This is a genomic window from Dorea sp. YH-dor226 (assembly GCF_039832105.1).
Lineage (GTDB): Bacteria > Bacillota > Clostridia > Lachnospirales > Lachnospiraceae > Dorea_A.
Genome location: NZ_JBDOHS010000013.1, coordinates 26,727 through 49,505 on the forward strand (window position 1 = coordinate 26,727; position 22,779 = coordinate 49,505).

Sequence of the window (22,779 nt, forward strand, 5' to 3'; positions counted from 1 at the left end):
GCCTGATCATCAAAGTCCAGATATCCGGAGACATCTCGACTGCTATTTCTGATCTTCCACTCGTATCATATGTAATATCTGGTCTTTATACAACTTTGATCTGGTCTCATAATCTCCTTCCATCATCACCGGCGTTATGAATCCGAATTCTCCCTTCAGCTCAGGAACTTCAACAATCTCAACCTCTCCAAAAGACTCTTTCAGTGCCGGAAGCATCTCGCCTGCATCTCCCTTGATACGAATAAAGAATCTTCTCTTTGCATCTGCTTTATCTTCCAGATGAAGCTTTTCTTCTTTCCACATCGTCATGATGTTGCGGTTCAGATGCTTGGCCGCATCTACTACATCAGCAACAACCGCACTGGCAGTCGGAAGCTTACCTGCTCCGCTTCCATAGAACATTGCATCTCCCAGCACATTTCCATGTACAAAGATTGCATTGAATACATCATTTACATTATATAATGGATGTTCCGGATAGAGCATACACGGAGCAACGATGGCATGCAGTCTGTTTCCTGCATAACGTTTGCTGGAAGCCAGAAGCTTGATCGTTGTTCCCATTGCTTTCGCATATTTCATGTCTTCTACTGTGATCTCCGTGATTCCCTCACAGTATATGTCTTCAAAATCCACCTGCTGTCCCGAGATCAGCGAAGACAGGATCGCAATTTTTCTGCAGGCATCATAGCCTTCCACATCCGCTTCCGGATTGCGTTCGGCATAGCCATTTGCCTGTGCTTCCTTAAGAACAGTATCGTAATCTGCACCTTCATAGAACATCTTTGTCAGCATATAATTGGTCGTTCCATTCAGGATACCTGTGATTTCTTCAATCTCATCTGCTGTCAGTGAAGAGTTGAGCGGACGAATGATCGGAATTCCACCTCCGACACTTGCCTCAAACAGGAAATTGATGTTGTGCTCTGCAGCAATTGAAAGAAGCTCCGCACCATGTGCTGCCACAAGTGCCTTATTGGAGGTTGCAACACTCTTTCCGGCCTGCAGACATTTCTTTACAAACGTATAAGCCGGCTCAATTCCTCCCATGACTTCTACCACGATCTGAATATCATCATCCCCAAGGATCGTATCAAAATCATGTATAATTTTTTCCTGCACCGGATCTCCCGGAAAATCCTTAAGATCAAGCACATACTTTACATTCAGTTCATCCCCGATCCGCTGGTTGATCCGGGCTCCGTTGGTATTGATTACCTCGACCACTCCGGAACCTACGGTTCCATAACCCATAACTGCTATATTTATCATAAAGTCCTCCCTCTATTTCTGCGCTGTTTTTTTCAGATAGGCATTGATGAATGAATCAATATTTCCATCCAGAACAGCGGTTACATTACTGTTTTCCTCATTGGTTCTGTGATCCTTGACCATTGTATATGGCTGCATCACATAGGATCGGATCTGATTACCGAATCCAATTTCTTTCACTTCACCACGGATGTCAGATACTTTATCTGCCTGTTCCTGTTCTTTGATAAGCTTAAGCTTGGCCTTGAGCATCTGCATGGCTTTTTCTTTATTATGATGCTGAGATCTTTCATTCTGGCACTGTACTACGATTCCGGTAGGAAGGTGCGTAATTCGAATTGCGGAAGAAGTCTTATTGACATGCTGTCCTCCCGCACCACTTGCACGATACGTATCAATCTTAAGATCCTCATCTGCAATCTCAATATCAATATCATCTTCAATATCCGGGATCACATCCAGAGACGCGAATGAAGTCTGACGTTTTCCCGCTGAATTGAACGGTGAAATACGCACCAGCCTGTGGACTCCCTTTTCGGATTTCAGGTATCCATAGGCATTTTCTCCATTCACTTCAAATGTGATTGCCTTGATTCCTGTAATATCTCCATCCAGATAATCCAGGACCTGAAGAGAAAATCCTTTTCTTTCCGCCCAGCGACTGTACATTCGATATAACATGTTCGCCCAGTCACAGGACTCCGTTCCTCCCGCTCCTGCATGAATCGTCACGATTGCATTGCAGGCATCATATTCACCCGACAATAATGTCTGAATTCTCAGTCCCTCAAACAGGGATTCAAATTCCCGGATCTCTCCTCCGATTTCCTTGAACATAGAAGAATCTTCTTCCTCATATCCCATATCAATCAGAAGACAGATATCATCATATGATGTATATAGCTGATGAATGGTTTTTACCAGTTCCTGAAGATTCTTCAGTTCTTTCATCAGCTTCTGTGATTCCTCCGGATTATCCCAGAAACCTGGGTCTTCTACTTTACGTTCCAGCTCCTCGATTCTTCTCTCCTTGCCGGTTACGTCAAAGTGAATCCCTCATCTCGGCAAGAGGTTCTTCATAAGCATTCATTATACTTTTAAATTGATCTAATTCAACCACTTTCTTCACCTCTTTCTATTTAATGATCAAGCCTGCTGGTGACATTATTTTCGTCCGCAGCACTGCTTATATTTCTTTCCGCTTCCGCATGGGCACGGATCGTTTGGATATACTTTCTTTTCCGCACGTTTTTTCGGTGCACGGATCGCAGATTCATCTTTATTGGTACCTGTAACCTTCGCCACCTGTTCTCTCTCTACCTTCTGTTCCAGTTTTACATGGAAAATAGTACGTACGGTATCCTCTGTAATACTTCTGGTCATCTCATCGAACATTTCATATCCGATCATCTTATACTCTACCTTTGGATCTCTCTGTCCGTAAGCCTGCAGACCGATTCCCTGACGAAGCTGATCCATATCATCAATATGTGCCATCCACTTCGCATCAATCACTTTCAGAAGAACCACACGTTCAATCTCACGTATCTGCTCTGTCTCCGGGAATTCGGATTCTTTCATCTCATAAGCCTTTGCTGCACGTTCCTTCAGCATATGTTTCAGTTTTTTCTGATTCATATCCCTGACATCATCTTCTGTAACAGGCGCCATCGGGATTGTATTATGGATGGTCATATTCAGTTCTGTCAGGTTCCACTCGTCATAGTCCTGATCGGCACTGGTGACCATATCTACCACATTCTCCACATAATCATTCATCATATGGAAGATAGAATCACGCATATTATCTCCGTCAAGAACATGGCGTCGCTCTTCATATATAATCTCTCTCTGTTCATTCATTACCTGATCATATTCCAACAGGTTCTTTCGAATTCCAAAGTTATTGCTCTCAATCTTTTCCTGTGCTTTTTCAATTGCACTGGAAAGCATCTTATGTTCGATCTGTTCTCCTTCTTCCACGCCCAGCGCACTGAACACATTCATCAGTTTCTCGGATCCAAAGAGACGCATCAGATCATCTTCCAGAGAGATATAGAATCTGGATTCTCCCGGATCTCCCTGTCGTCCGGAACGACCACGCAGCTGATTGTCAATTCGTCTGGATTCATGACGCTCAGTACCGATGATCTTCAGACCGCCTGCTGCTCTTGCCTCATCATCCAGCTTAATATCCGTACCACGTCCGGCCATATTGGTGGCGATGGTTACTGCATCATGTACACCTGCCTGTGCAACGATTTCGGCTTCCATCTCATGGAATTTGGCGTTCAACACATTATGTTTGATTCCGCGGCGTTTCAGCATGCCACTCAGAAGCTCGGAATTTTCAATCGTAATCGTACCAACCAGTACCGGCTGATGTCTCTCATGAGCTTCTTCAATTGCGTCACAGACAGCACGGAACTTTTCTTTCTGTGTTTTATATACCGCATCCTCAAGATCCTTACGGATAACCGGAACATTGGTCGGGATCTCAATAACGTCCATTCCATAGATCTCACGGAATTCTTTTTCTTCCGTCAATGCAGTACCTGTCATACCTGCTTTCTTTGTGAACTTATTAAACAGGTTCTGGAATGTAATGGTTGCCAGCGTTTTACTTTCCCGTTTTACCTTTACATGCTCCTTTGCTTCAATTGCCTGATGAAGTCCATCTGAATAACGACGTCCAGGCATAATACGACCTGTAAATTCATCAACAATCAGAACTTCATCATCTTTTACGACATAATCCTTATCGCGGAACATCAGATTATGTGCCCGGAGCGCCAGGATGATATTATGCTGAATTTCCAGATTTTCCGGATCTGCAAGGTTGTCAATATGGAAGAACTTCTCAACCTTTTTCACACCATCCTCTGTCAGATTGATATTCTTTTCTTTCTCATTTACAATAAAATCCCCGGTCTCTTCAATCTCTTCACCCATGATTGCATTGATCTTGGAGAACTCTCCACTGGCTTCTCCCCGTTCCAGCTGCCGTGCCAGAATATCACACGCATCATAGAGCTTTGTTGACTTTCCACTCTGTCCGGATATGATCAGCGGAGTTCTTGCTTCGTCAATCAATACAGAGTCAACCTCATCGATCAGGGCATAATTCAGCCCTCTCTGAACCAGCTGTTCCTTATATATAACCATATTGTCTCTCAGATAATCGAATCCCAGCTCATTGTTTGTAACATAAGTAATGTCACAATTGTATGCCGCACGCCGTTCATCATTATCCATACCGTTCAATACAACTCCGACCGTCAGTCCCAGAAATTCGTGAACCTGTCCCATCCACTCAGCATCTCGCTTTGCCAGATAATCATTGACCGTTACAACGTGAACTCCTTTTCCGGACAATGCATTCAGATATGCCGGAAGTGTTGCAACCAGTGTCTTTCCCTCACCGGTCTTCATCTCAGCGATACGTCCCTGATGAAGAATAATTCCACCAATCAGCTGTACACGATAATGCTTCATTCCAAGTGTACGATATGCTGCTTCCCGAACGGCCGCATATGCTTCCGGGAGAATATCATCCAGAGTCTCACCATTTGCAAGACGCTCTTTGAATTCTTTCGTTTTATTTCTGAGCTCTTCATCCGAAAGACTCTGCATCTCAGAATCAAGCGCTTCAATTGCATCTGCGATCGGATAGATTCTTTTCAATTCATTTTCACTGTGCGTTCCAAATAATTTCTGTATTAAACCCATATTGACTGTATGCTCCTTACTACTAATTATAGTCACAATACGACCACTCTAATCCCCATTCTAGCACTATCTATAATTCAATTCAACCCGTTTATAAAGTGTTCACAAACTGTTTACCTCGCTGTTACAGTTCACTCCGTACCAGAAAGATAGCATCTGCCTTCTGCATGCAGGAAAGGGCAGATGCTATCTTTCTGGTACGAGGGAACTCGTAACCGCCACCTGCATAAGCATTCTTAGCACGCAGTGCGAAACTGAAGTGCGTAAGCACGACGAATGCGCATGTCAGGTGGCGGTACGGTGTGAATTACTAAAACAGTTCACTCCTACCTGTACTGTCTTACCTCCTGATAAGGAATCGTTCCTCCAAACAGATCCAGTGCACTTCCTATGGTAAAATCCAGCTTTCCATGTGAAATCTCCCGAAAATGCCGCAGATCCTCCAGACTTCCGATCCCCCCGGCATAAGTGACAGGTATCTGCTGCTGTTCGCTCAGGATTTCGATCAGTTCATCCTCCACTCCGGAAGCTTTTCCCTCCACATCTACTCCATGCACCAGAAATTCATCGCAGTATGCAGAAATCCTGCGAAGTATCTCTGCATCCAGTTTCACCTGAGTAAAGGTCTGCCACCGATTTGTCACAATATAATATTCTCCGTCCCTTTTCCGGCAGCTTACATCGATCACTACACGTTCTTTTCCTACCTCTTTGCAAAGTCCCTCCATTCGATCCCATTGGATCTCTCCATCCTGAAACACATATGAAGTCACGATCACATGACTTGCCCCTGCCTCGATATACTCTGCGGCATTTTCGGCTGTAATGCCTCCGCCGACCTGAAGTCCGCCCGGATATGCCATCAGCGCCTTTACCGCCTGCATCTTTGTCTGTTCATAATACCCGGAAGATGGAGGATTCAAAAGAATCACATGTCCTCCCTTCAATCCGTCCTTCTGATACAGATGTGCAAAATAATCTGCATTCTGAACGGATGAAAAATTCTCCACTGCCTGATCATTTTCATCCGTAAGACTTCCCCCCACAATCTGCTTAACTTTTCCATTATGAATATCAATACATGGTCTGAATCTCATTATATGTACTCCTTGTATAGTATCTGCTGTTCTTTTCGGCATATTTTACCACACTAAAGCATTTAAGTCCAGTAAAAGAACTGCGGGGAATGCCTCCAATTCTTTTCGGCATTCCCCGCAGTTCTTAGTTTCTGATCCAAAGGATCTTATTATTTCTGATTTTTTTCCATCGTATTGTTTGTATTGTCTGTACCGGTAGTGTTGTTCTTATCATTCAGTCCGGTATTGTTATTGTCTGTAGTATCATTCACAGTATTATTCGTATTATTATTGTTATCCAGACCATTTTCTATATTATCAATACCGTCTTGCACGTCATTTCCTATATCTTCAACAACACCGCCATTGTTATTGTTATCTGTGGTTCCTTCCGTCGCAGCATTGTCATTGGCCGCGTTATCATCATTTGTATTATTGCCGCAGGCTGTAAGCCCCATCATCACTCCTGTACACATCAGAATTAATCCCCATTTTTTCAACTGTTTCATTTTTGATCTCCCTTTCATGTATATTCATCTATAATCAAGTATTACTTGTTGCTTGTAATATTTGCAGATTATGTCCGACATATACCATGGAAATCATGGGATTTTTTACTAATTATACATTTTTTACAGCCGTTCTGCAATCTGACCGCTCCGATATGCTGCCATCAGGACTTCCAGATCCTCAATCTGTTCTTTCAGTTCTCTTCCTGTATCCGTATCTCCGACTTTTTTACGTTCCAGAACCCGTTCTACAACCGTACTGTCCGAATGAATATCACTTTCCTTTTCGATTGCTGCTTCCGTAGATTCAAATGGCTCATGTGCTGCAAGGATCAGACCATAGGAATTGTAGATCAGTGTATATCCTGCAATTCCGGTTTCTTTCTGATAGGCTCTGGAAAATCCTCCGTCAATGACCAGCACTTTTCCACCGCATTTGATCGGATTTTCTCCATCCTTACTCTTCACCGGAACATGACCATTAATAATGTAGGATCCTTCACTTGGAAGTCCGAATTCCTTCAGAATATTATTGATTACTTTCTCATCTTCCAGCAGGCGGTAATATGCATTCTTTTTCTCTTTATGCGTCTCTTTTTCCGCAAGGAAATACCGTTCAAATGTAGCCATCTTATCCTTTCCGAACAGCGGCGAATTCTCACTGAGCCAGATGTACCACATCATATCTTTTCCACGTTCTCTTTCCTTCGGGTCCACCGCATAGAAGCCTTTTCTTACATAGCTCTCCAGAATCTCATAGAGACTCCTTCCTTTATATGTATGTCCATAGAGACGCACTTTTTTCAATGATCCGTCTTCATTCAGCGGAACACAGCCATGATACAGCAGATTGCCATTATATACCTTATACAATCCTCCTTTATTCAGAAGGAACTTCATATGACTCTGCAGCTTCTCACAATTGGTAAATGCCCGTTCCAGACGCTCCATGATATCCTCTTCTTCTTTGGTCAGAGCATATGGCTTTTTCGGATCAATCGTAGGGAAATTCTTATCAAGCAGTTCGTACTCCTGTCCGTCCAGCTCTATCGTTCCCTTTTCATAATCAATATGATGAAGCAGATTTCTCTTTTCCATCTTGAATCCCGGATTTTTCTTGATAATCTGACCTTCCACCTTGAACTGAATCACAGAGATTGCCTTGTGCATCTTGATATCCATCAGCATTTCACTCGGGTTGTAATTCGGGTGTCCTTTCAGTTTGAAGCACTCACATGGATCATCCCTGTATGTGCTCATTGCAAATGTTGCCAGTGGAAGCAAATTGATTCCGTATCCTTCTTCCAGAATGTCCAGATTGCCGTAACGGGCGCAGATTCGGATCACATTTGCAATACATCCTCTCTGTCCTGCGGCAGCTCCCATCCACAATACATCATGATTTCCCCATTGAATATCTACGGAATGGTAACCCATCAGCTTATCCATAATAATGTGCGGTCCCGGACCTCTGTCAAATATATCCCCAACAATATGCAGATGATCGACCGTCAGTCTCTGAATCAGCTCGCACAGCGCAATAATAAACTTCTCTGCCCTTCCGATCTCGATGATCGTATTGACAATAGAATTGTAATAAGATTCCTTATCCGTAATCTCTGATTTTTCAGTGATCAATTCTTCAATCACGTACGCAAAATCAGGCGGCAGTGCCTTTCTGACCTTAGAACGGGTATATTTGCTTGCCGTTCTCTTACATACCTCGATCAGACGGTACAGTGTAATCTTATACCAGTCTTCCATGTTTTCCTCAGTCTTTTTAATTCTGTCCATCTTTTCCTTCGGATAATAAATAAGAGTAGCAAGGGTCTGCTTCTCCCTGCTACTCATAGTATTTCCGAATACATCATCGATTTTACGGCGCACTGATCCTGATCCATTCTTAAGAACATGCGAAAAAGCCTCATATTCACCATGAATATCAGTCAAAAAATGTTCCGTGCCTTTCGGCAGATTCAGAATCGCCTGCAGATTAATGATCTCCGTCGATGCTTTGGCGATGGTTGGATAAAGCTGAGAAAGTCTCTCCAGATACCTCTCTTCTAACTTTTTCATAACTTCCTCCCATAATATAATAACATTCTATATCATACAGTTCTTTCCGAACTGAATATAGGCATACCTGTCTTAAAATTGAATCACATCTGACATGTCATATCTTCCCGCCGGTTTCCCAGCCAGAAATCTTGCCGCTTCAACAGCACCTTTTCCAAATACGGCCTTGGAATAAGCTGTATGTCTGAACTCAATCACTTCGTCCGTTCCGGCGTAGATCACTTCATGGTCCCCAACAATCGTTCCGCCGCGAACTGCAGAGATTCCAATCTCTTTTGCATCTCTTTTCTGACGCACCTGACTTCTGTCATATACATATGTATACTGATTGCCCACAGATTCATTGATAGAATCTGCCAGAGCGATCGCAGTACCACTCGGTGCATCCAGTTTCTGATTGTGATGTCTTTCCACCAGTTCAATATCATAGCCTGCAGGAGAAAGTACCTTCGTTGCATCCTGCAGAAGCTTTAACAACAGATTAATTCCAAGCGACATATTGGCAGACTTCAGGACAGCCACCTTTTTTGCAGCCTCTTCCACTTTTGCAAGCTGCTCTTCAGAAAGGCCTGTCGTACACAGTACAACCGGAACCTGTCTTTCCACACAGTAATCAAGAAGTGCATCTATCGCTGCCGCGTTTGAAAAATCAATGATCACGTCCGCTTTTATATTACACTTTTCAATACTGTCAAAAACGGGATATTCATTTGGAATTCCCGTGTATTTATCAATTCCGGCAACCAGTTCAATCCCTTCACTGTTTTTTATGATATCCGTGATTACACGGCCCATATGTCCATTGCATCCATGCATGATTGCCTGTACCATCTTTTTCATCCTCCTGTCACATCATGTTAAAAAAGGATATCATATATGTATCATCAGATATGATATCCCTCTTATCTTTATTATTCTATATTGTACAACATTTTCTGTAATTAAGCCAGTTTAATACCAAATTCCTTCATTGCCTTTGCAAGTGTTTCTTCATGTGCTTTTGAAATCTCTGTCAGCGGCATGCGAAGTGGTCCACAGTCTACACCCATCAGCTGCATCGCTTTTTTAACCGGAATCGGATTCACTTCACAGAATAACTGCTCAACCAGCGGGAGCGCCTTTAACTGCAGTGCTGCACTTCCTGCAATATCACCATTAAAGAATTTTTCGCAGATATCATGCGTTTCATCCGGTGCAACATTGGATAATACAGAGATAACACCCTTTCCACCGAGCGAAAGAATTGGAACGATCTGGTCATCATTACCGGAATACAGATCAACCTTACCGTCTGTCATAGCCATGATCTTTGCAATCTGAGAAATATTACCGGAAGCTTCCTTGATTCCGACAATATTATCTACATTTTTCACGAGTTCAGCAACCGTTGCAGGCTCGATATTGCATCCGGTTCTGCTCGCAACACTGTACATAATGATCGGTGCTTTTGCTTCCTTTGCAACGGCTGTAAAATGAGCGATCAGTCCATTCTGTGTTGCCTTATTATAATACGGCGTCACCAGAAGCAGTCCGTCTGCTCCGTACTCCGATGCCTCTTTGGACATATCAATTGCGGTTCTCGTACAATTGGAGCCTGTTCCTGCAACGACCGGAATTCTTCCCTTTGCACGGTCGATCGTAAACTTCACACAATCCATGTGCTCTTCCTCTGTCATCGTAGCAGATTCACCCGTTGTACCACATATAATAATACAGTCTGTTTTTTTCTCGCAGTGAAAATCAATCAATTCATCCAGTTTATCATAATTAATACTTCCATCTTCATGAAATGGTGTAACGATTGCCACACCGGCTCCTGTAAAAATAGCCATAGCATTCTCCTGCCTTTCCTTATAACTATCAAAATTCTATCATCAAAGAAATGTGATGTCAATGGAATATTCTATTACAAACTGATACCCGCCAGATCTCTTTTCACTTCTCCTGCTATAATCAGACCCACCACCATATTTATTCTGCCAGACACTCCAGTTTACTGACGGACACTTCATATGCCGTTCGCTTTTCTGTCTCTGTATCCGTCAGCTTCTTAATATATTCTCTGCTCTGAATCCGTCCGATCACTTGTACATGTTCCCCGACCTCAAACGCAGAAGCATATCTTGCATTTCTTCCCCAGCATATGCACGGTATGTAATCAGACTTTCCGTATGGCCGATTGACCGCCAGCAAAAGATCCGCAATCTCTCTTCCCAGCGGAGTTTTACGATATACCGGCTGCTTACAGATATAACCGTCCAGAAATATATTATTTGTCTTGGCACCGTCCAGTTCTTCTTCTACAAAAGACACTTCTCTTACGAATACGGATAAAATCAATCTGTTCTTTTGCTCATCGTGCCTGTTGTAGGATCGAAACTGCCCGCTTGCCATGATGAACTCTCCGGTATAATCCCGGGATACATCCATCAGTCTTTCTGATATCATAAGCGGAATCCGGTCCTCTGAATTGCTGAGACGCCGCACACTTACATCCACCATATAGAATCCTTCGCCAAACACTTCATGACTGAATGTAAATGGTGACACAATCTCTCCCATAATCGTTACCTGGTTGTTTTCAATGATCTTATCTGACATAATTTTACAATCTCCCTTCCTCTGAATCGTATTTTGAGTCATTACATAGTCTATGAACGGGATCAGTATTTTAGAACGAAATACTTGTAAAATTTGAAAAATGTGATAAACTAATGGAGTTATATATAAATATAGGAAGAGAAAAGGAAGATTCGTATGAATACAAAACGTGAAGATGTACGTAATATAGCGATTATTGCTCATGTTGATCATGGTAAGACAACTTTAGTAGACGAATTATTAAAACAAAGCGGTGTCTTCCGTGAGAATCAGGAAGTTGCCGAACGTGTCATGGACTCCAACGATATCGAAAGAGAACGTGGTATCACGATCCTTTCCAAAAACACTGCTGTTACTTACAATGGTGTAAAGATCAATATCATTGATACTCCGGGTCATGCCGATTTTGGCGGCGAAGTAGAACGTGTCCTGAAGATGGTCAACGGTGTTATCCTTGTTGTTGATGCTTTCGAAGGTGCAATGCCGCAGACCAAATTTGTGCTGAGAAAAGCACTTGACTTAAGCCTTCCTGTTATCGTCTGCATCAATAAGATTGACCGTCCGGAAGCAAGACCGGAAGAAGTGATCGATGAGGTTCTGGAACTTCTGATCGATCTGGGTGCTTCAGACGAACAGCTCGACTGTCCTTTCGTCTATGCATCTGCAAAAGCAGGCGTTGCTGTTCTGGATCTGTCTGATAAAGAACAGGATATGAAACCATTATTTGAAACCATTCTGGAATACATTCCTGCACCGGAGGGAGACCCGGAAGCTCCCGGTCAGGTTCTGATCAGTACCATTGATTATAATGAATATGTCGGCCGTATCGGTATTGGAAAAGTTGATAACGGAACGATCTCCGTCAATCAGGATATGGTCGTTGTAAACCATCACAATCCTGACAAACAGCAAAAAGTAAAGATCAGTAAGCTCTATGAGTTTGACGGATTGAAAAAAGTAGAAGTAAAGGAAGCAACCATCGGATCCATCGTTGCGATCTCCGGTATCTCGGATATTTCCATCGGTGATACCCTCTGCTCTCCTGAGAACCCGGAACCTATTCCGTTCCAGAAGATCTCTGAACCGACCATAGCTATGGACTTTGTTGTGAATGACAGTCCTTTTGCAGGACTGGAAGGCAAATACGTGACCTCCCGTCATCTGCGTGACCGACTCTTAAGAGAGCTGAATACGGACGTCAGTCTCCGTGTCGAAGATACCGAAAACACAGACTGTTTCAAGGTATCCGGCCGTGGAGAGCTTCATCTGTCCGTATTGATTGAAAACATGCGCCGTGAAGGATATGAATTTGCGGTCAGCAAGGCAGAAGTACTCTATAAGCACGACGAAAAAGGAAAATTGCTGGAACCAATGGAAATTGCCTATATTGATGTTCCGGACGAATTTACCGGTGTCGTCATTGAAAAATTAAGCCAGAGAAAAGGCGAATTGCAGGCAATGGGAGCTGCCAACGGCGGATATACACGACTGGAATTCAAGATTCCATCCCGTGGTCTGATCGGTTACCGCGGCGATTTTTTAACAGACACCAAAGGAAATGGTATCATGAATACTGCTTTTGACGGATATGCCCCATATAAAGGTGATATCCAGTACCGGAAACAGGGTTCCCTGATCGCATTTGAGACCGGTGAGTCCGTAACCTACGGTCTGTTCAGTGCACAGGAACGTGGAATCCTCTTCATCGGACCCGGAGAAAAGGTATATTCAGGTATGGTAATCGGCGAAAATGCAAAGACTGATGATATTGAAGTCAATGTATGTAAGACCAAACATCTGACCAATACCCGCTCTTCAAGCGCAGATGAGGCCCTTCGCCTGACTCCTCCTAAAATCTTAAGTCTGGAACAGGCAATTGATTTCATTGATACAGACGAATTACTGGAAGTAACTCCAAAATCTCTTCGTATCCGTAAGAAGATTCTGGATCCAAAAATGAGAAAACGAGGAAACAGATCATGACATTTTTATGGCTGTTAGAGGGGATCCGTACTCCCTTCTTAGACAAACTGATGCAGTTCATCACATATTTCGGCCAGGAAATTATTATTATAGCGGTTATCTGCACACTGTACTGGTGTGTGGATAAGCGCTTTGCTTATCTTATGGGATTTACGTACTTCAGCGCCGGATTATGTGTACAGACTTTAAAAATCACATTCCGCATCCCAAGGCCCTGGATACTGGATCCAACATTCCATGCAGTTGAAAGTGCCGTGCCGGGTGCCACCGGTTATTCCTTTCCGAGCGGACACACACAGGGGGCAACCTGCCTGTTCTTTCCGCTCGCACTGAAAGTAAGACGAACCTGGATGAAAGTACTCTGTATTCTGGCGTTTCTTGCAATCGGATTTTCAAGAATGTATCTTGGATGCCATACGCCTAAAGACGTCCTGACATCTATGATTCTTTCTTTGATCATCGCATCCTTGCTCTGGAAATATCAAAAATATATTCTGGATCAGGAAGAATTCCGAAAACCGATTGCTGCCCTTCTTATCATTTGCAGCGTTTTCGTAGCGGTCTACGCCCTGATTTTAAACGGAAACGGCACAATTGAAACCAAGTACGCCATGGACTGCTGTAAAGCTTCCGGCGCAGGACTCGGGTTTGCGATCGGATGGTATCTGGAACAGACCCGTCTGAATTTTTCCACTTACTGCCACAGCCTGCATGCCCAGATCCTGAAGCTTCTGATCGGCCTTGCCGGTGCGCTGCTTCTTCGGAAGGGACTTCCTTTCCTTCTGGGAACTTCCATCTTGGCAAAAGCTGCAGAATACTTTATACTTGTGTTATGGGTACTCATAATATATCCATATCTATTCAGTAAAAGATTAAGGAGAGAATAATGAGACAATTCGTATCAAGTTTTTTAAAACGGGTTGCAGTCATTCTGGAATTCGTGATTGCCATCATGCTGGCAGTTGGAGTCATTCTACTGTGCCTTCGTATGGTCATGTCACTTGGAAACATTCCCGATCTGAATATCTGGCCAAATTATGATGATCTGCTGGAAACATGTTTCAATCTGATCATCGGCGTCGAGCTGATCCGGATGATGTATTCCCATTCTCCAAACACAGTATTTGAAGTACTGTTGTTTGCAATCGCCCGACAGATCATCATCGATCACTCTTCTGTTTACAGCAGTCTGATTGGTGTATGTGCTATCGCAGTGCTTTTTGCCACAAGAAAGTTTTTGTTCTGCGAATTCGATGTTGCAGATGAAATCATCTTCCGTGCAACCTCCAAGGCAAAGGCAGTCAACAAGATCCTGGGAGTCAATATTCCCTATGAACCCGGCGAAACCCTGCTGGATGTACTGTCCCGCAATCTGGCCGACCATGACATTGAACTCGGTGTAGGCGCCTGCTTCTACTTCAAAGACTGTGGACTTCGGGTTGCAAAGATGCATGACGAAAAAATTACAAGAATTGAAGTAATCCGTGCTATACATTAACGTCCAAACGTGCTATACTACATATATCAGATAGATTGTTATTCAAGACAGCAATTGTCAGACTATACACATTTTTTCAATTCTGTCAAGTACATTTTATTTGAAATTATGTCGAAAAGGAGTTGGACAGCATGAAGTTTATCATTATCGGAAAGAACATCGATGTAACACCAGGTTTGAGAGAGGCCGTAGAAAGCAAACTGGGAAAATTAGAAAGGTACTTTACTCCAGACACGGAAATCCATGTAACATTAAGCGTTCAGAAAGAGCGCCAGAAAATTGAAGTAACCATCCCTGTCAAAGGCGGTATTATCCGCTCCGAACAGGAAAGTAACGATATGTATGTATCCATTGACCTTGTAGAAGAGGTGATCGAGCGTCAGCTTCGCAAATATAAAAACAAACTGGTTGCAAAGCATCAGGAAGGCAGCAACTTCAAGGAAGAATTCATTGAAACAGAAGATAATGCTGAAGATGACGGAGAGATCAGGATCGTACGAACCAAAAAGTTCGGATTCAAGCCGATGTATCCGGAAGATGCATGTGTACAGATGGAATTACTCGGACATGATTTCTATGTATTCTGCAACGCAGAGACTGACGAAGTAAATGTTGTATACAGAAGGAAAAACGGAACATTTGGATTGATTGAACCGGAATTTTCATAATTTCATATCTGAACTGACACATTAATTTTACAGGGGGCTGTCCTGAACTGCATATTCAGGACAGCCTCCTTATTTTTTTACTCAAGAACAGTAGGAATTCCATCAATTTCCGCAAAATAGCAATCCTGAAGCACCTGCATCTTCACCTGCCCATTTGTTCCTTCCACCAACGCATCCTGTACTTCTTTTTGCATACTTTCCGGGACCAGTACATATATATCTACTTTATCTGTATATTCCGTATCCAGAACCTTCAGATTCCGCTGTGCCAGAATGTACTGAATCTTCCCAAGCCCCGTATAATCAGTCGCAATATGAAGTTTAACTCCATGAATCTTGGTTATAATTACAGAGGAATGAAGTCCCTCTCTTGTGGCAGATGAATATGCGCGGACCAGTCCGCCGGTTCCAAGTAACGTACCGCCAAAATATCTGGTCACCACTACTGCAACATTACGGATCTCCTCTCCGTTCAGAACATCCAGCATTGGTTTGCCTGCTGTTCCGCCCGGTTCCCCGTCGTCACTGCATCTTTGCAGCTCCCCGCGTTCTCCGATCACATATGCAAAACAATTGTGCGTTGCGTTCCAGTATTTTTTTTTCATCGATTCGATAAAAGAAAGGGCTTCTTCCTCTGTTGCAGCAGGAACCACTGTCGCAATAAAACGTGATTTTTTCTCTGTAATTTCGCCTTCTCCGCCTTCATAGACTGTCTTATATTCTGATAACATATGTTCTTTCTCCTGTCTGTTGTCACTCTTCTACATATTAATATAACGAATTTCTTAAGATTTTCCTACTGAAATATGAACTTTTTATTTTTTTCTTTATTAACACAGGCTTATTTGCTATAATGACATGGTATAAAGGAGGCCAAATCGCATGAATTATGGAAAGAAAAAAGCTTCGAAGAAGCAAAAGAAAATAACATCCAAATCCACCATGCAGGGAAAACGTGTCGGCATCCGATTATTCAAGGCACTGCTTTTGTGCATTATCGTTCTGGCAGTGATCGGAGTTATCGGCGGTGGACTTTTTGTCAAAAAGATACTTGCCAATTCCCCTGATATCTCTCCGGAAGATGTAAAACCGCAGGGATTCACTACTTTCGTTTATGCTGACGATGGCACTACGGAGATTGAACGATTTGTATCTTCCGGTTCCAACCGTGTATACAAGTCTATAGATGAAATTCCCAAAGATCTTCAGCATGCTTTTGTTGCGATCGAAGATGAACGTTTTTACAAACACAATGGTATTGACCTTCAGGGTATTGCCCGTGCCGCTGTCGTAGGTATCACCTCCGGCGGACACTTTTCCGAAGGAGCCAGTACACTCACCCAACAGCTGATCAAAAACAACGTATTTCCGAACTTCACAAAAGAAAAAACGTTCTATGATCGATTGGAACGTAAGATTCAGGAACAGTATCTGGCACTTCAGATTGAAAAACAGATGGACAAGGATACGATTCTTGAAAGCTATATGAATACAATCAACCTTGGCCAGAACTGCCTCGGCGTGCAGGCAGCTTCCATGAGATACTTTAACAAAGATGTATCTGAGCTGACACTTTCAGAGTGTGCCGTAATCGCCGGAATCACACAGAATCCGACAGACTACAATCCGATCACCAATCCGGAATCCAATCAGAAGCGTCGTGATAAAGTATTAAAAAACATGCTGGAACAGGGCTATATTGACCAGGCCGCATACGACGAAGCAATGGCTGATGATGTCTATGCCCGCATTCAGACTGTCAACAACACTGCAAGCGTTGATGACAACCCTTACAGTTACTTTGTAGATGCACTTGCAGAACAGGTAATTAACGATCTCTGTGAACAGCTTGGTTACACAGAGACTCAGGCATATAATGCTGTATACAGCGGCGGTCTCAGCATCTATTCTACACAGAATCTTGCCATGCAGCAGATCTGCGACGAGGAGATGAACAACGATGCTAATTATCCCGCACTAAAAGAATACGGTCTGGATTATGCGCTTACCGTTACACGTGCAGACGGTACGGTAGAAAATTTCGGAAGCAATAATATCAAAGCCTATGTAAAACAGACATATGGCAATGAACAGGGACTTCTCTACTCCAGCGAAGAAGCTGCCCGTGCAATGGTAGAAGAATGGAAGGCAACCATCGCTCAGGAAGGCGACACTTATGATGAACGTTTTGAAGTTACTCCGCAGCCACAGGCATCAGTAACCATCATTGATCAGTCTACCGGACAGATCAAGGCCATGGTCGGAGGACGAGGCGCCAAGACGACAAGCCTGGGGCTTAACCGTGCATATACGGGTGCTAAGAGACAGCCCGGTTCCTGTTTCAAGATTCTTGCAGCTTATGCTCCTGCACTGGATTCCTGTGGCAAGAGCCTTGCAACCACCATTGTAGATGAACCGTACACCTTGAAAAACGGGCAGCAGCTCCGTAATGCCAACGGAAGATATGGTGGCCCAACCACGATTCGAAAAGCCATTACCTGGTCGATCAATGTATGTGCTGTAAAGTTAAGCGATGAAATCACCCAGGAACTGGGATATGAATACTGTGAAAAATTTGGCATCAGCACTCTGGTAACCAACAAGGAAATCAATGGCGGCATCTACGATGATAAGACAACGCAGACACTGGCACTTGGCGGTATTGCAGAAGGTGTCTACAATTATGAAATGTGTGCAGCTTATGCTACCATTGCCAACGGCGGTGTTTATAATCAGCCAACTCTATACACAAAGATCCTTGATCATGACGGAAATGTACTTCTCGAAGGCACCGGGGAATCCCGTACTGTGATCAAAGACAGCACAGCGGCTCTTCTTACCAGCGCAATGGAAGACGTAGTGAATTCGGGTACCGGTACAGCATGCAGACTCGGTAATATGCCTGTAGCCGGTAAGACGGGTACCACAACTTCCAACGTAGACCTGTGGTTCTGTGGATTTACTCCATATTATACCTGTGCGGTATGGGGAGGTTACGATGATAACAAACCTTGTAACTCAGACATGAATTTCCGATTCCGAATCTGGAAATCCATCATGAGCCGTATCCATCAGAATCTGGAACCAAAAGACTTCAAGATGCCTTCTTCCGTAGAGAAGAAAACCATCTGTTCTGAGACCGGAAAACTGGCTGTATCCGGAAGCTGTCCTGCAATAACAGAGTATTTTGCAACCGACACGGCTCCGACGGAAGTATGTCCGGGCCATAAACCGGTAGAACCGGAAGAACCGAAAGAAGAGGTTGATCCATCAGATTCTGTGCCGGTAGAACCAGTAACTCCGGGTGACAATACCGGCGGCGGTACCGGCGGTGATCCCGGAGGGAATCCGGGTGGAGGCACCGGCGGCGGTACCGGCGGTGATCCCGGAGGAACTGTCCCTCAATAAATAACAACAAAAAGATAAAGAAAGAAGGGATTGTCTCAAATATAACCAGACAATCCCTTCTATTTTCTTTCTTTTAAAGGATCAGCTTTGCTGCTCCACATATGCCAGCATCATTTCCTAATGTTGCCAAAACAAATTCTGTATCTTTATTTGAGAAAAATGCTTTTTTCTGGAAATTCTTCTCTACATATCCCAGAAGAATCTCTCCTGCTCTTGATACGCCTCCTCCGATTACGATCACTGCAGGATCTGTGACTGCTGCCAGATTAGCGAGCGCATGTCCAAGATATTCACCAAATTCCTCTACAATCTCTTCCGCTACTTTATCGCCTTCCTTTAATGCATCAAACACTGACTTTGCACTGAGATGACGTCCTCTCAATACGGTATCTGCATCATCCTTTTCCAGTCTCTTTCTGGCAAGTCTTGCGATTCCCGTAGCAGAAGCATACTGCTCCAGACATCCGGTTTTTCCACATCCGCAGTGCTCTGTCTCTTCATAGTTCACACACAGGTGTCCGATCTCTCCACCTGCTCCGTGTGCTCCAACCAGAGGACGTCCATTTACGATCACGCCTCCTCCAACACCGGTTCCAAGTGTGACCATGATCATGTTTTCCCGGCCTTTTCCTGCTCCCAGCCACATTTCTCCCAGGGCAGCAACATTGGCATCATTGCCGGCTTCTACCGGAAGACCTGTCAGTTCTTCCATCTCTCTCTTTACCTCTTTATATCCCCAGCCAAGGTTCGCCGTATTCTGAACAACTCCCTTTGCATCTACAGGTGCAGGAATTCCAATCCCGATTCCGGACATTTCCTGTACAGCCAATCCTTTTTCTTCCATCTTTCTTTTCAGAGATTCCGCGATATCCGGAAGAATCGCTTCTCCTTTATTCTCTGTACGGGTCTTGATCTCCCATTTTTCCAGAAGTTCTCCTTCTGTTGTAAAGAGTCCGATTTTAACTGTTGTTCCTCCGATGTCCACTCCAAAGCAATACTTCATTTTCCTTTTTCCTCCCTCTATTTTCTCGTCAGATTCTGCTGAACACGTTTATACAGCTCCTGTGCCGCATTATATCCCATCTGCTTCTGTCTGTGATTGATTGCTGCCGTCTCAACGATGATGGCAAGATTACGTCCCGGACGAATTGGAAGATGATGACATACAACCTTATTTCCGAGAAATTCTGTATACTCTTCTTCCAGTCCAAGTCGATCATACTCTTTATCCCGATTCCACTCTTCCAACGTAATGACGAGATCAATATTCTCTGTCTCCCGGACACTTAATACACCAAACAGCGTCTTAACATCTACGATTCCGATTCCTCGAAGTTCAATAAAATGTCTCGTAATATCCGGCGCAGATCCAACCAGTGTCTCATCGCTGACTCTTCGGATCTCAACAACATCATCACTCACCAGACGATGTCCTCTCTTAATCAGCTCCAGCGCAGCCTCGCTCTTCCCGATTCCGCTTTCGCCCATGATCAGAACTCCGACACCATATACATCAACCAGCACACCGTGAATAGAGATACACGGTGCCAGCTCAACGTTCAGCCAGCGAATCAACTCAGATGTAAATTCCGAAGTCTTCTTTTCCGTCTGGAATACCGGAACGTTCGCTTTTTCAGCCATCTCAAGCAGCATCTCTTCCGGTGGGAGATTACGGCAAAATACCAGACATGGAATCGGATAAGACAGGAAGGTCTGATAGATCTCTTTCTTCTTCTCCTCTTCCATTTTTTCCAGGAATGTATACTCTACATATCCGATAATCTGAACCCGGTCAGAATCAAAATGTTCAAAAAACCCCGTCAGCTGAAGTGCCGGCCGGTTGATATCCGGAACTTCCACAAAGCTTTCAGACAGGTCCACATCCGGAGTCAGATTCTTCAGATTCATCTTTTCTACGATCTTTTGCAGTTTCACCTTATTTGCCATCTTTTTCTCCTTCATACACTTTATATTCTTCTCAAACACCTCCTGCAGACAATTCACACATCAGGAAGCAATTGAAATTCACCTGTTGTAATTATAACACACTGAAGAACATTAGTGAAAAAATTTATATACTTCCTGTGCGGATTTTTCATTCATAGAAGGCAGTTCTTTCAATTCCTCTACCGTAGCATTTCTGATCGCCTCTATATTTTCAAAATTCCTCATCAGATCCTTTCTTCTGGCCGGTCCGATTCCGGGAATATCGTCAAGGATCGAATGTACCTGTCCTTTGCTGCGAAGCTGCCTGTGAAAAGTAATTGCAAATCGATGTGCTTCGTCCTGTATCCTTGTGATCAGCCGGAAGCATTCTGAATTTCGATCAATCGGAAGTTCCTGATTCTGATAATATAACCCTCTGGTCCTGTGGTTATCATCCTTCACCATTCCGCACACAGGAATGTTCAGATGCAGCTTATCCAGAACCTGCAGTGCGATGTTAACCTGCCCTTTTCCTCCGTCCATCAGGATCAGATCCGGAAATGAACTGAAGCCTCCTTCTCCTTTTTCCTCTCTCTCCAGAAGCCCATGCTCAAATCTTCTCGTAAGCACTTCTTCCATGCTCGCATAGTCGTCCGGACCCTGTACATTTTTTATCCTGAATTTACGATAATCGTTGCGTTTCGGCCTTCCTTTCTCATATACAACCATGGAACCAACAGAATTAAAACCGCTCGTATTCGAGATGTCGTACGCCTCCATCCTGACGATTCCCTGAAGTCCAAGTATCTTCTCCAGTTCCCTGACTGCCCCGATGGTTCTTCCCTCTTCTCTTTTTAAGCGTTCTTTGTCATTTTTCAGTACCATCTGTGCATTCTTCTGTGCAAGTTCCACCAGCTTTTCTTTTGTCCCTTTCTTAGGCACTTTCAGATGAACACGATGTCCTCTCTTTTTCGTCAGCCACTCTTCCACCAGCTCCTGATCTTCAATCTCCTCCGGAAGCATCAGTTCCGCCGGTATATAAGGAGTTCCGGCATAAAACTGTTTCACAAAGCTTGACAGAATCTCCCCTGAAGTGTCTTCTTTCGCAACCTTCAGATAAAAATGATCCCTGCCGATCAGACGTCCTCCCCGGATAAAAAACACCTGTACCACCGCATCTTCCTCTTCCAGTGCAGCGGCAAGAATATCCCTGTCATCTCCAGCTGTATCCGTAATCTTCTGCTTCTGTGCGATCTGCTGCACACTGGACAGCAATTCCCGATATTCAATCGCCTTTTCGAATTCCAGAGCCTCTGACGCTGCCTGCATCTTATCCTCCAGTTCTTTCAGAATCGGATCATAATTTCCATTCAGAAAATGCAGAACCTCCTGTATCGATTCTCTGTATGTTTCTCTGGATATATATCCCTGGCAGGGTGCTTCACACTGATGAATGTGATAATTCAGGCAGGGTCTTTCCTTTCCGATATCCTTTGGAAGATTCCGGTTACAGCTTCTGATGTGGTATAGTTTCCGGATCAGTTCTATCGTATCCTTCACAGCTCCCGCACTCGTGTATGGACCGAAATATTTTGCTTTATCCTTTACCATTCTTCTCGCCATCATCACACGGGGATAAGCTTCCTCCACTGTCACTTTGATAAAAGGATATGTCTTATCATCCATCAGCATCGTATTGTATTTTGGCCGATGTTCTTTGATCAGATTACATTCCAGTACCAGCGCCTCCAGCTCTGAGTCTGTCACAATATACTCAAAGCGGCTGATATGAGTTACCATCTGTTCTATCTTAACACCCTTATTTCGGCTGCTTTGAAAATACTGTCTTACACGGTTCTTCAGACTGATCGCTTTTCCCACATAGATGATCGCGTCCTTCTCATCATGCATGATATATACGCCCGGTTTTCCCGGCAGCTTTTTTAACTCTTCCTGTATATCAAATGTACTGTTCATATGTCTCCCCTCACAGTTTTTCTTTTCCTTCCCGCCTTTTGCAAGAAATCCGGGAT

At 43.7% G+C, this 22,779-nt stretch carries 18 protein-coding genes; 5 read left to right on the top strand and 13 right to left on the bottom strand.

All coding sequences use genetic code 11. The annotated features are described in order from the left end of the window. Nucleotides 1–42: 42 nt before the first annotated feature. The 9 genes from ABE547_RS11100 to ABE547_RS11140 all read right to left on the bottom strand — a co-directional run bounded on the left by ABE547_RS11100 (nt 43) and on the right by ABE547_RS11140 (nt 11,263). A complete protein-coding gene (locus ABE547_RS11100; protein WP_347378841.1) occupies nt 43–1,272 on the bottom strand; it encodes a homoserine dehydrogenase in 1,230 nt (409 codons plus the stop codon). Between the two features lie 12 nt (nt 1,273–1,284). Then, nucleotides 1,285–2,392 (bottom strand): peptide chain release factor 2 gene (gene prfB / locus ABE547_RS11105; protein WP_347378842.1). Its coding sequence is split into 2 segments (ribosomal slippage): nt 1,285–2,316 and nt 2,318–2,392, totalling 1,107 coding nucleotides; the frame shifts between segments, so codons are not numbered across the junction. Nucleotides 2,393–2,436: 44 nt separating this feature from the next. Continuing rightward, nucleotides 2,437–5,001, bottom strand: a complete 2,565-nt coding sequence (gene secA / locus ABE547_RS11110; protein ID WP_347378843.1) for a preprotein translocase subunit SecA — start codon at nt 4,999–5,001, stop codon at nt 2,437–2,439. 326 nt (nt 5,002–5,327) lie between these two features. Then, nucleotides 5,328–6,098 (bottom strand): phosphoribosylformimino-5-aminoimidazole carboxamide ribotide isomerase, encoded by a 771-nt coding sequence (gene hisA / locus ABE547_RS11115; RefSeq protein WP_347378844.1) that lies wholly within the window; start codon nt 6,096–6,098, stop codon nt 5,328–5,330. A gap of 149 nt (nt 6,099–6,247) precedes the next feature. After that, a complete protein-coding gene (locus ABE547_RS11120) occupies nt 6,248–6,586 on the bottom strand; it encodes a hypothetical protein (RefSeq protein ID WP_347378845.1) in 339 nt (112 codons plus the stop codon). A gap of 123 nt (nt 6,587–6,709) precedes the next feature. Further along, nucleotides 6,710–8,662 carry a fructose-1,6-bisphosphatase gene (locus tag ABE547_RS11125; protein ID WP_347378846.1) on the bottom strand — a complete coding sequence of 651 codons (1,953 nt, stop codon included), beginning with the start codon at nt 8,660–8,662 and terminating at the stop codon, nt 6,710–6,712. A 72-nt stretch (nt 8,663–8,734) separates the two neighbouring features. Beyond that, nucleotides 8,735–9,493 (bottom strand): 4-hydroxy-tetrahydrodipicolinate reductase, encoded by a 759-nt coding sequence (gene dapB / locus ABE547_RS11130; protein ID WP_347378847.1) that lies wholly within the window; start codon nt 9,491–9,493, stop codon nt 8,735–8,737. Between the two features lie 110 nt (nt 9,494–9,603). Beyond that, nucleotides 9,604–10,494 carry a 4-hydroxy-tetrahydrodipicolinate synthase gene (gene dapA, locus ABE547_RS11135; RefSeq protein ID WP_347378848.1) on the bottom strand — a complete coding sequence of 297 codons (891 nt, stop codon included), beginning with the start codon at nt 10,492–10,494 and terminating at the stop codon, nt 9,604–9,606. A 139-nt stretch (nt 10,495–10,633) separates the two neighbouring features. Beyond that, nucleotides 10,634–11,263: a single-stranded DNA-binding protein gene (locus ABE547_RS11140; protein ID WP_347378849.1), complete on the bottom strand. Its 630-nt coding sequence runs from the start codon at nt 11,261–11,263 to the stop codon at nt 10,634–10,636. Between the two features lie 156 nt (nt 11,264–11,419). On the opposite strand from ABE547_RS11140, the gene typA reads away from it, so the two are divergent. The 4 genes from typA (at nt 11,420) to raiA (ending at nt 15,412) form a co-directional block, all read left to right on the top strand. Continuing rightward, nucleotides 11,420–13,246 (top strand): translational GTPase TypA, encoded by a 1,827-nt coding sequence (gene typA, locus ABE547_RS11145; RefSeq protein ID WP_347378850.1) that lies wholly within the window; start codon nt 11,420–11,422, stop codon nt 13,244–13,246. After that, on the top strand, nt 13,243–14,133 hold the full coding sequence (locus ABE547_RS11150; protein WP_347378851.1) for a phosphatase PAP2 family protein: 891 nt from the start codon (nt 13,243–13,245) through the stop codon (nt 14,131–14,133). The genes typA and ABE547_RS11150 overlap by 4 nt, the downstream gene beginning before the upstream one ends. Next, complete coding sequence (locus tag ABE547_RS11155) at nt 14,133–14,744, top strand: transporter (RefSeq protein WP_347378852.1); 612 nt, start codon at nt 14,133–14,135, stop codon at nt 14,742–14,744. Before ABE547_RS11150 ends, ABE547_RS11155 begins: the two co-directional genes overlap by 1 nt. A gap of 131 nt (nt 14,745–14,875) precedes the next feature. Continuing rightward, complete coding sequence (gene raiA, locus ABE547_RS11160) at nt 14,876–15,412, top strand: ribosome-associated translation inhibitor RaiA (RefSeq protein ID WP_347378853.1); 537 nt, start codon at nt 14,876–14,878, stop codon at nt 15,410–15,412. Nucleotides 15,413–15,489: 77 nt separating this feature from the next. On the opposite strand, the gene ABE547_RS11165 is transcribed toward raiA, so the two are convergent. Beyond that, nucleotides 15,490–16,143, bottom strand: coding sequence for a YigZ family protein (locus ABE547_RS11165; protein WP_347378854.1), 654 nt, complete (start codon nt 16,141–16,143; stop codon nt 15,490–15,492). A gap of 151 nt (nt 16,144–16,294) precedes the next feature. Here ABE547_RS11165 and ABE547_RS11170 point away from each other — a divergent pair, with 151 nt between their 5' ends. Continuing rightward, nucleotides 16,295–18,820 (top strand): PBP1A family penicillin-binding protein, encoded by a 2,526-nt coding sequence (locus tag ABE547_RS11170; RefSeq protein ID WP_347378855.1) that lies wholly within the window; start codon nt 16,295–16,297, stop codon nt 18,818–18,820. A gap of 73 nt (nt 18,821–18,893) precedes the next feature. Here ABE547_RS11170 and ABE547_RS11175 read toward each other — a convergent pair whose 3' ends face one another. From ABE547_RS11175 to uvrC, 3 genes are all read right to left on the bottom strand, one after another. Beyond that, complete coding sequence (locus ABE547_RS11175) at nt 18,894–19,823, bottom strand: ROK family glucokinase (RefSeq protein ID WP_347378856.1); 930 nt, start codon at nt 19,821–19,823, stop codon at nt 18,894–18,896. Nucleotides 19,824–19,840: 17 nt separating this feature from the next. Continuing rightward, nucleotides 19,841–20,767 carry an HPr(Ser) kinase/phosphatase gene (gene hprK / locus ABE547_RS11180; protein WP_347378857.1) on the bottom strand — a complete coding sequence of 309 codons (927 nt, stop codon included), beginning with the start codon at nt 20,765–20,767 and terminating at the stop codon, nt 19,841–19,843. Nucleotides 20,768–20,878: 111 nt separating this feature from the next. Next, complete coding sequence (gene uvrC / locus ABE547_RS11185; protein ID WP_347378858.1) at nt 20,879–22,723, bottom strand: excinuclease ABC subunit UvrC; 1,845 nt, start codon at nt 22,721–22,723, stop codon at nt 20,879–20,881. Nucleotides 22,724–22,779: the final 56 nt, after the last annotated feature.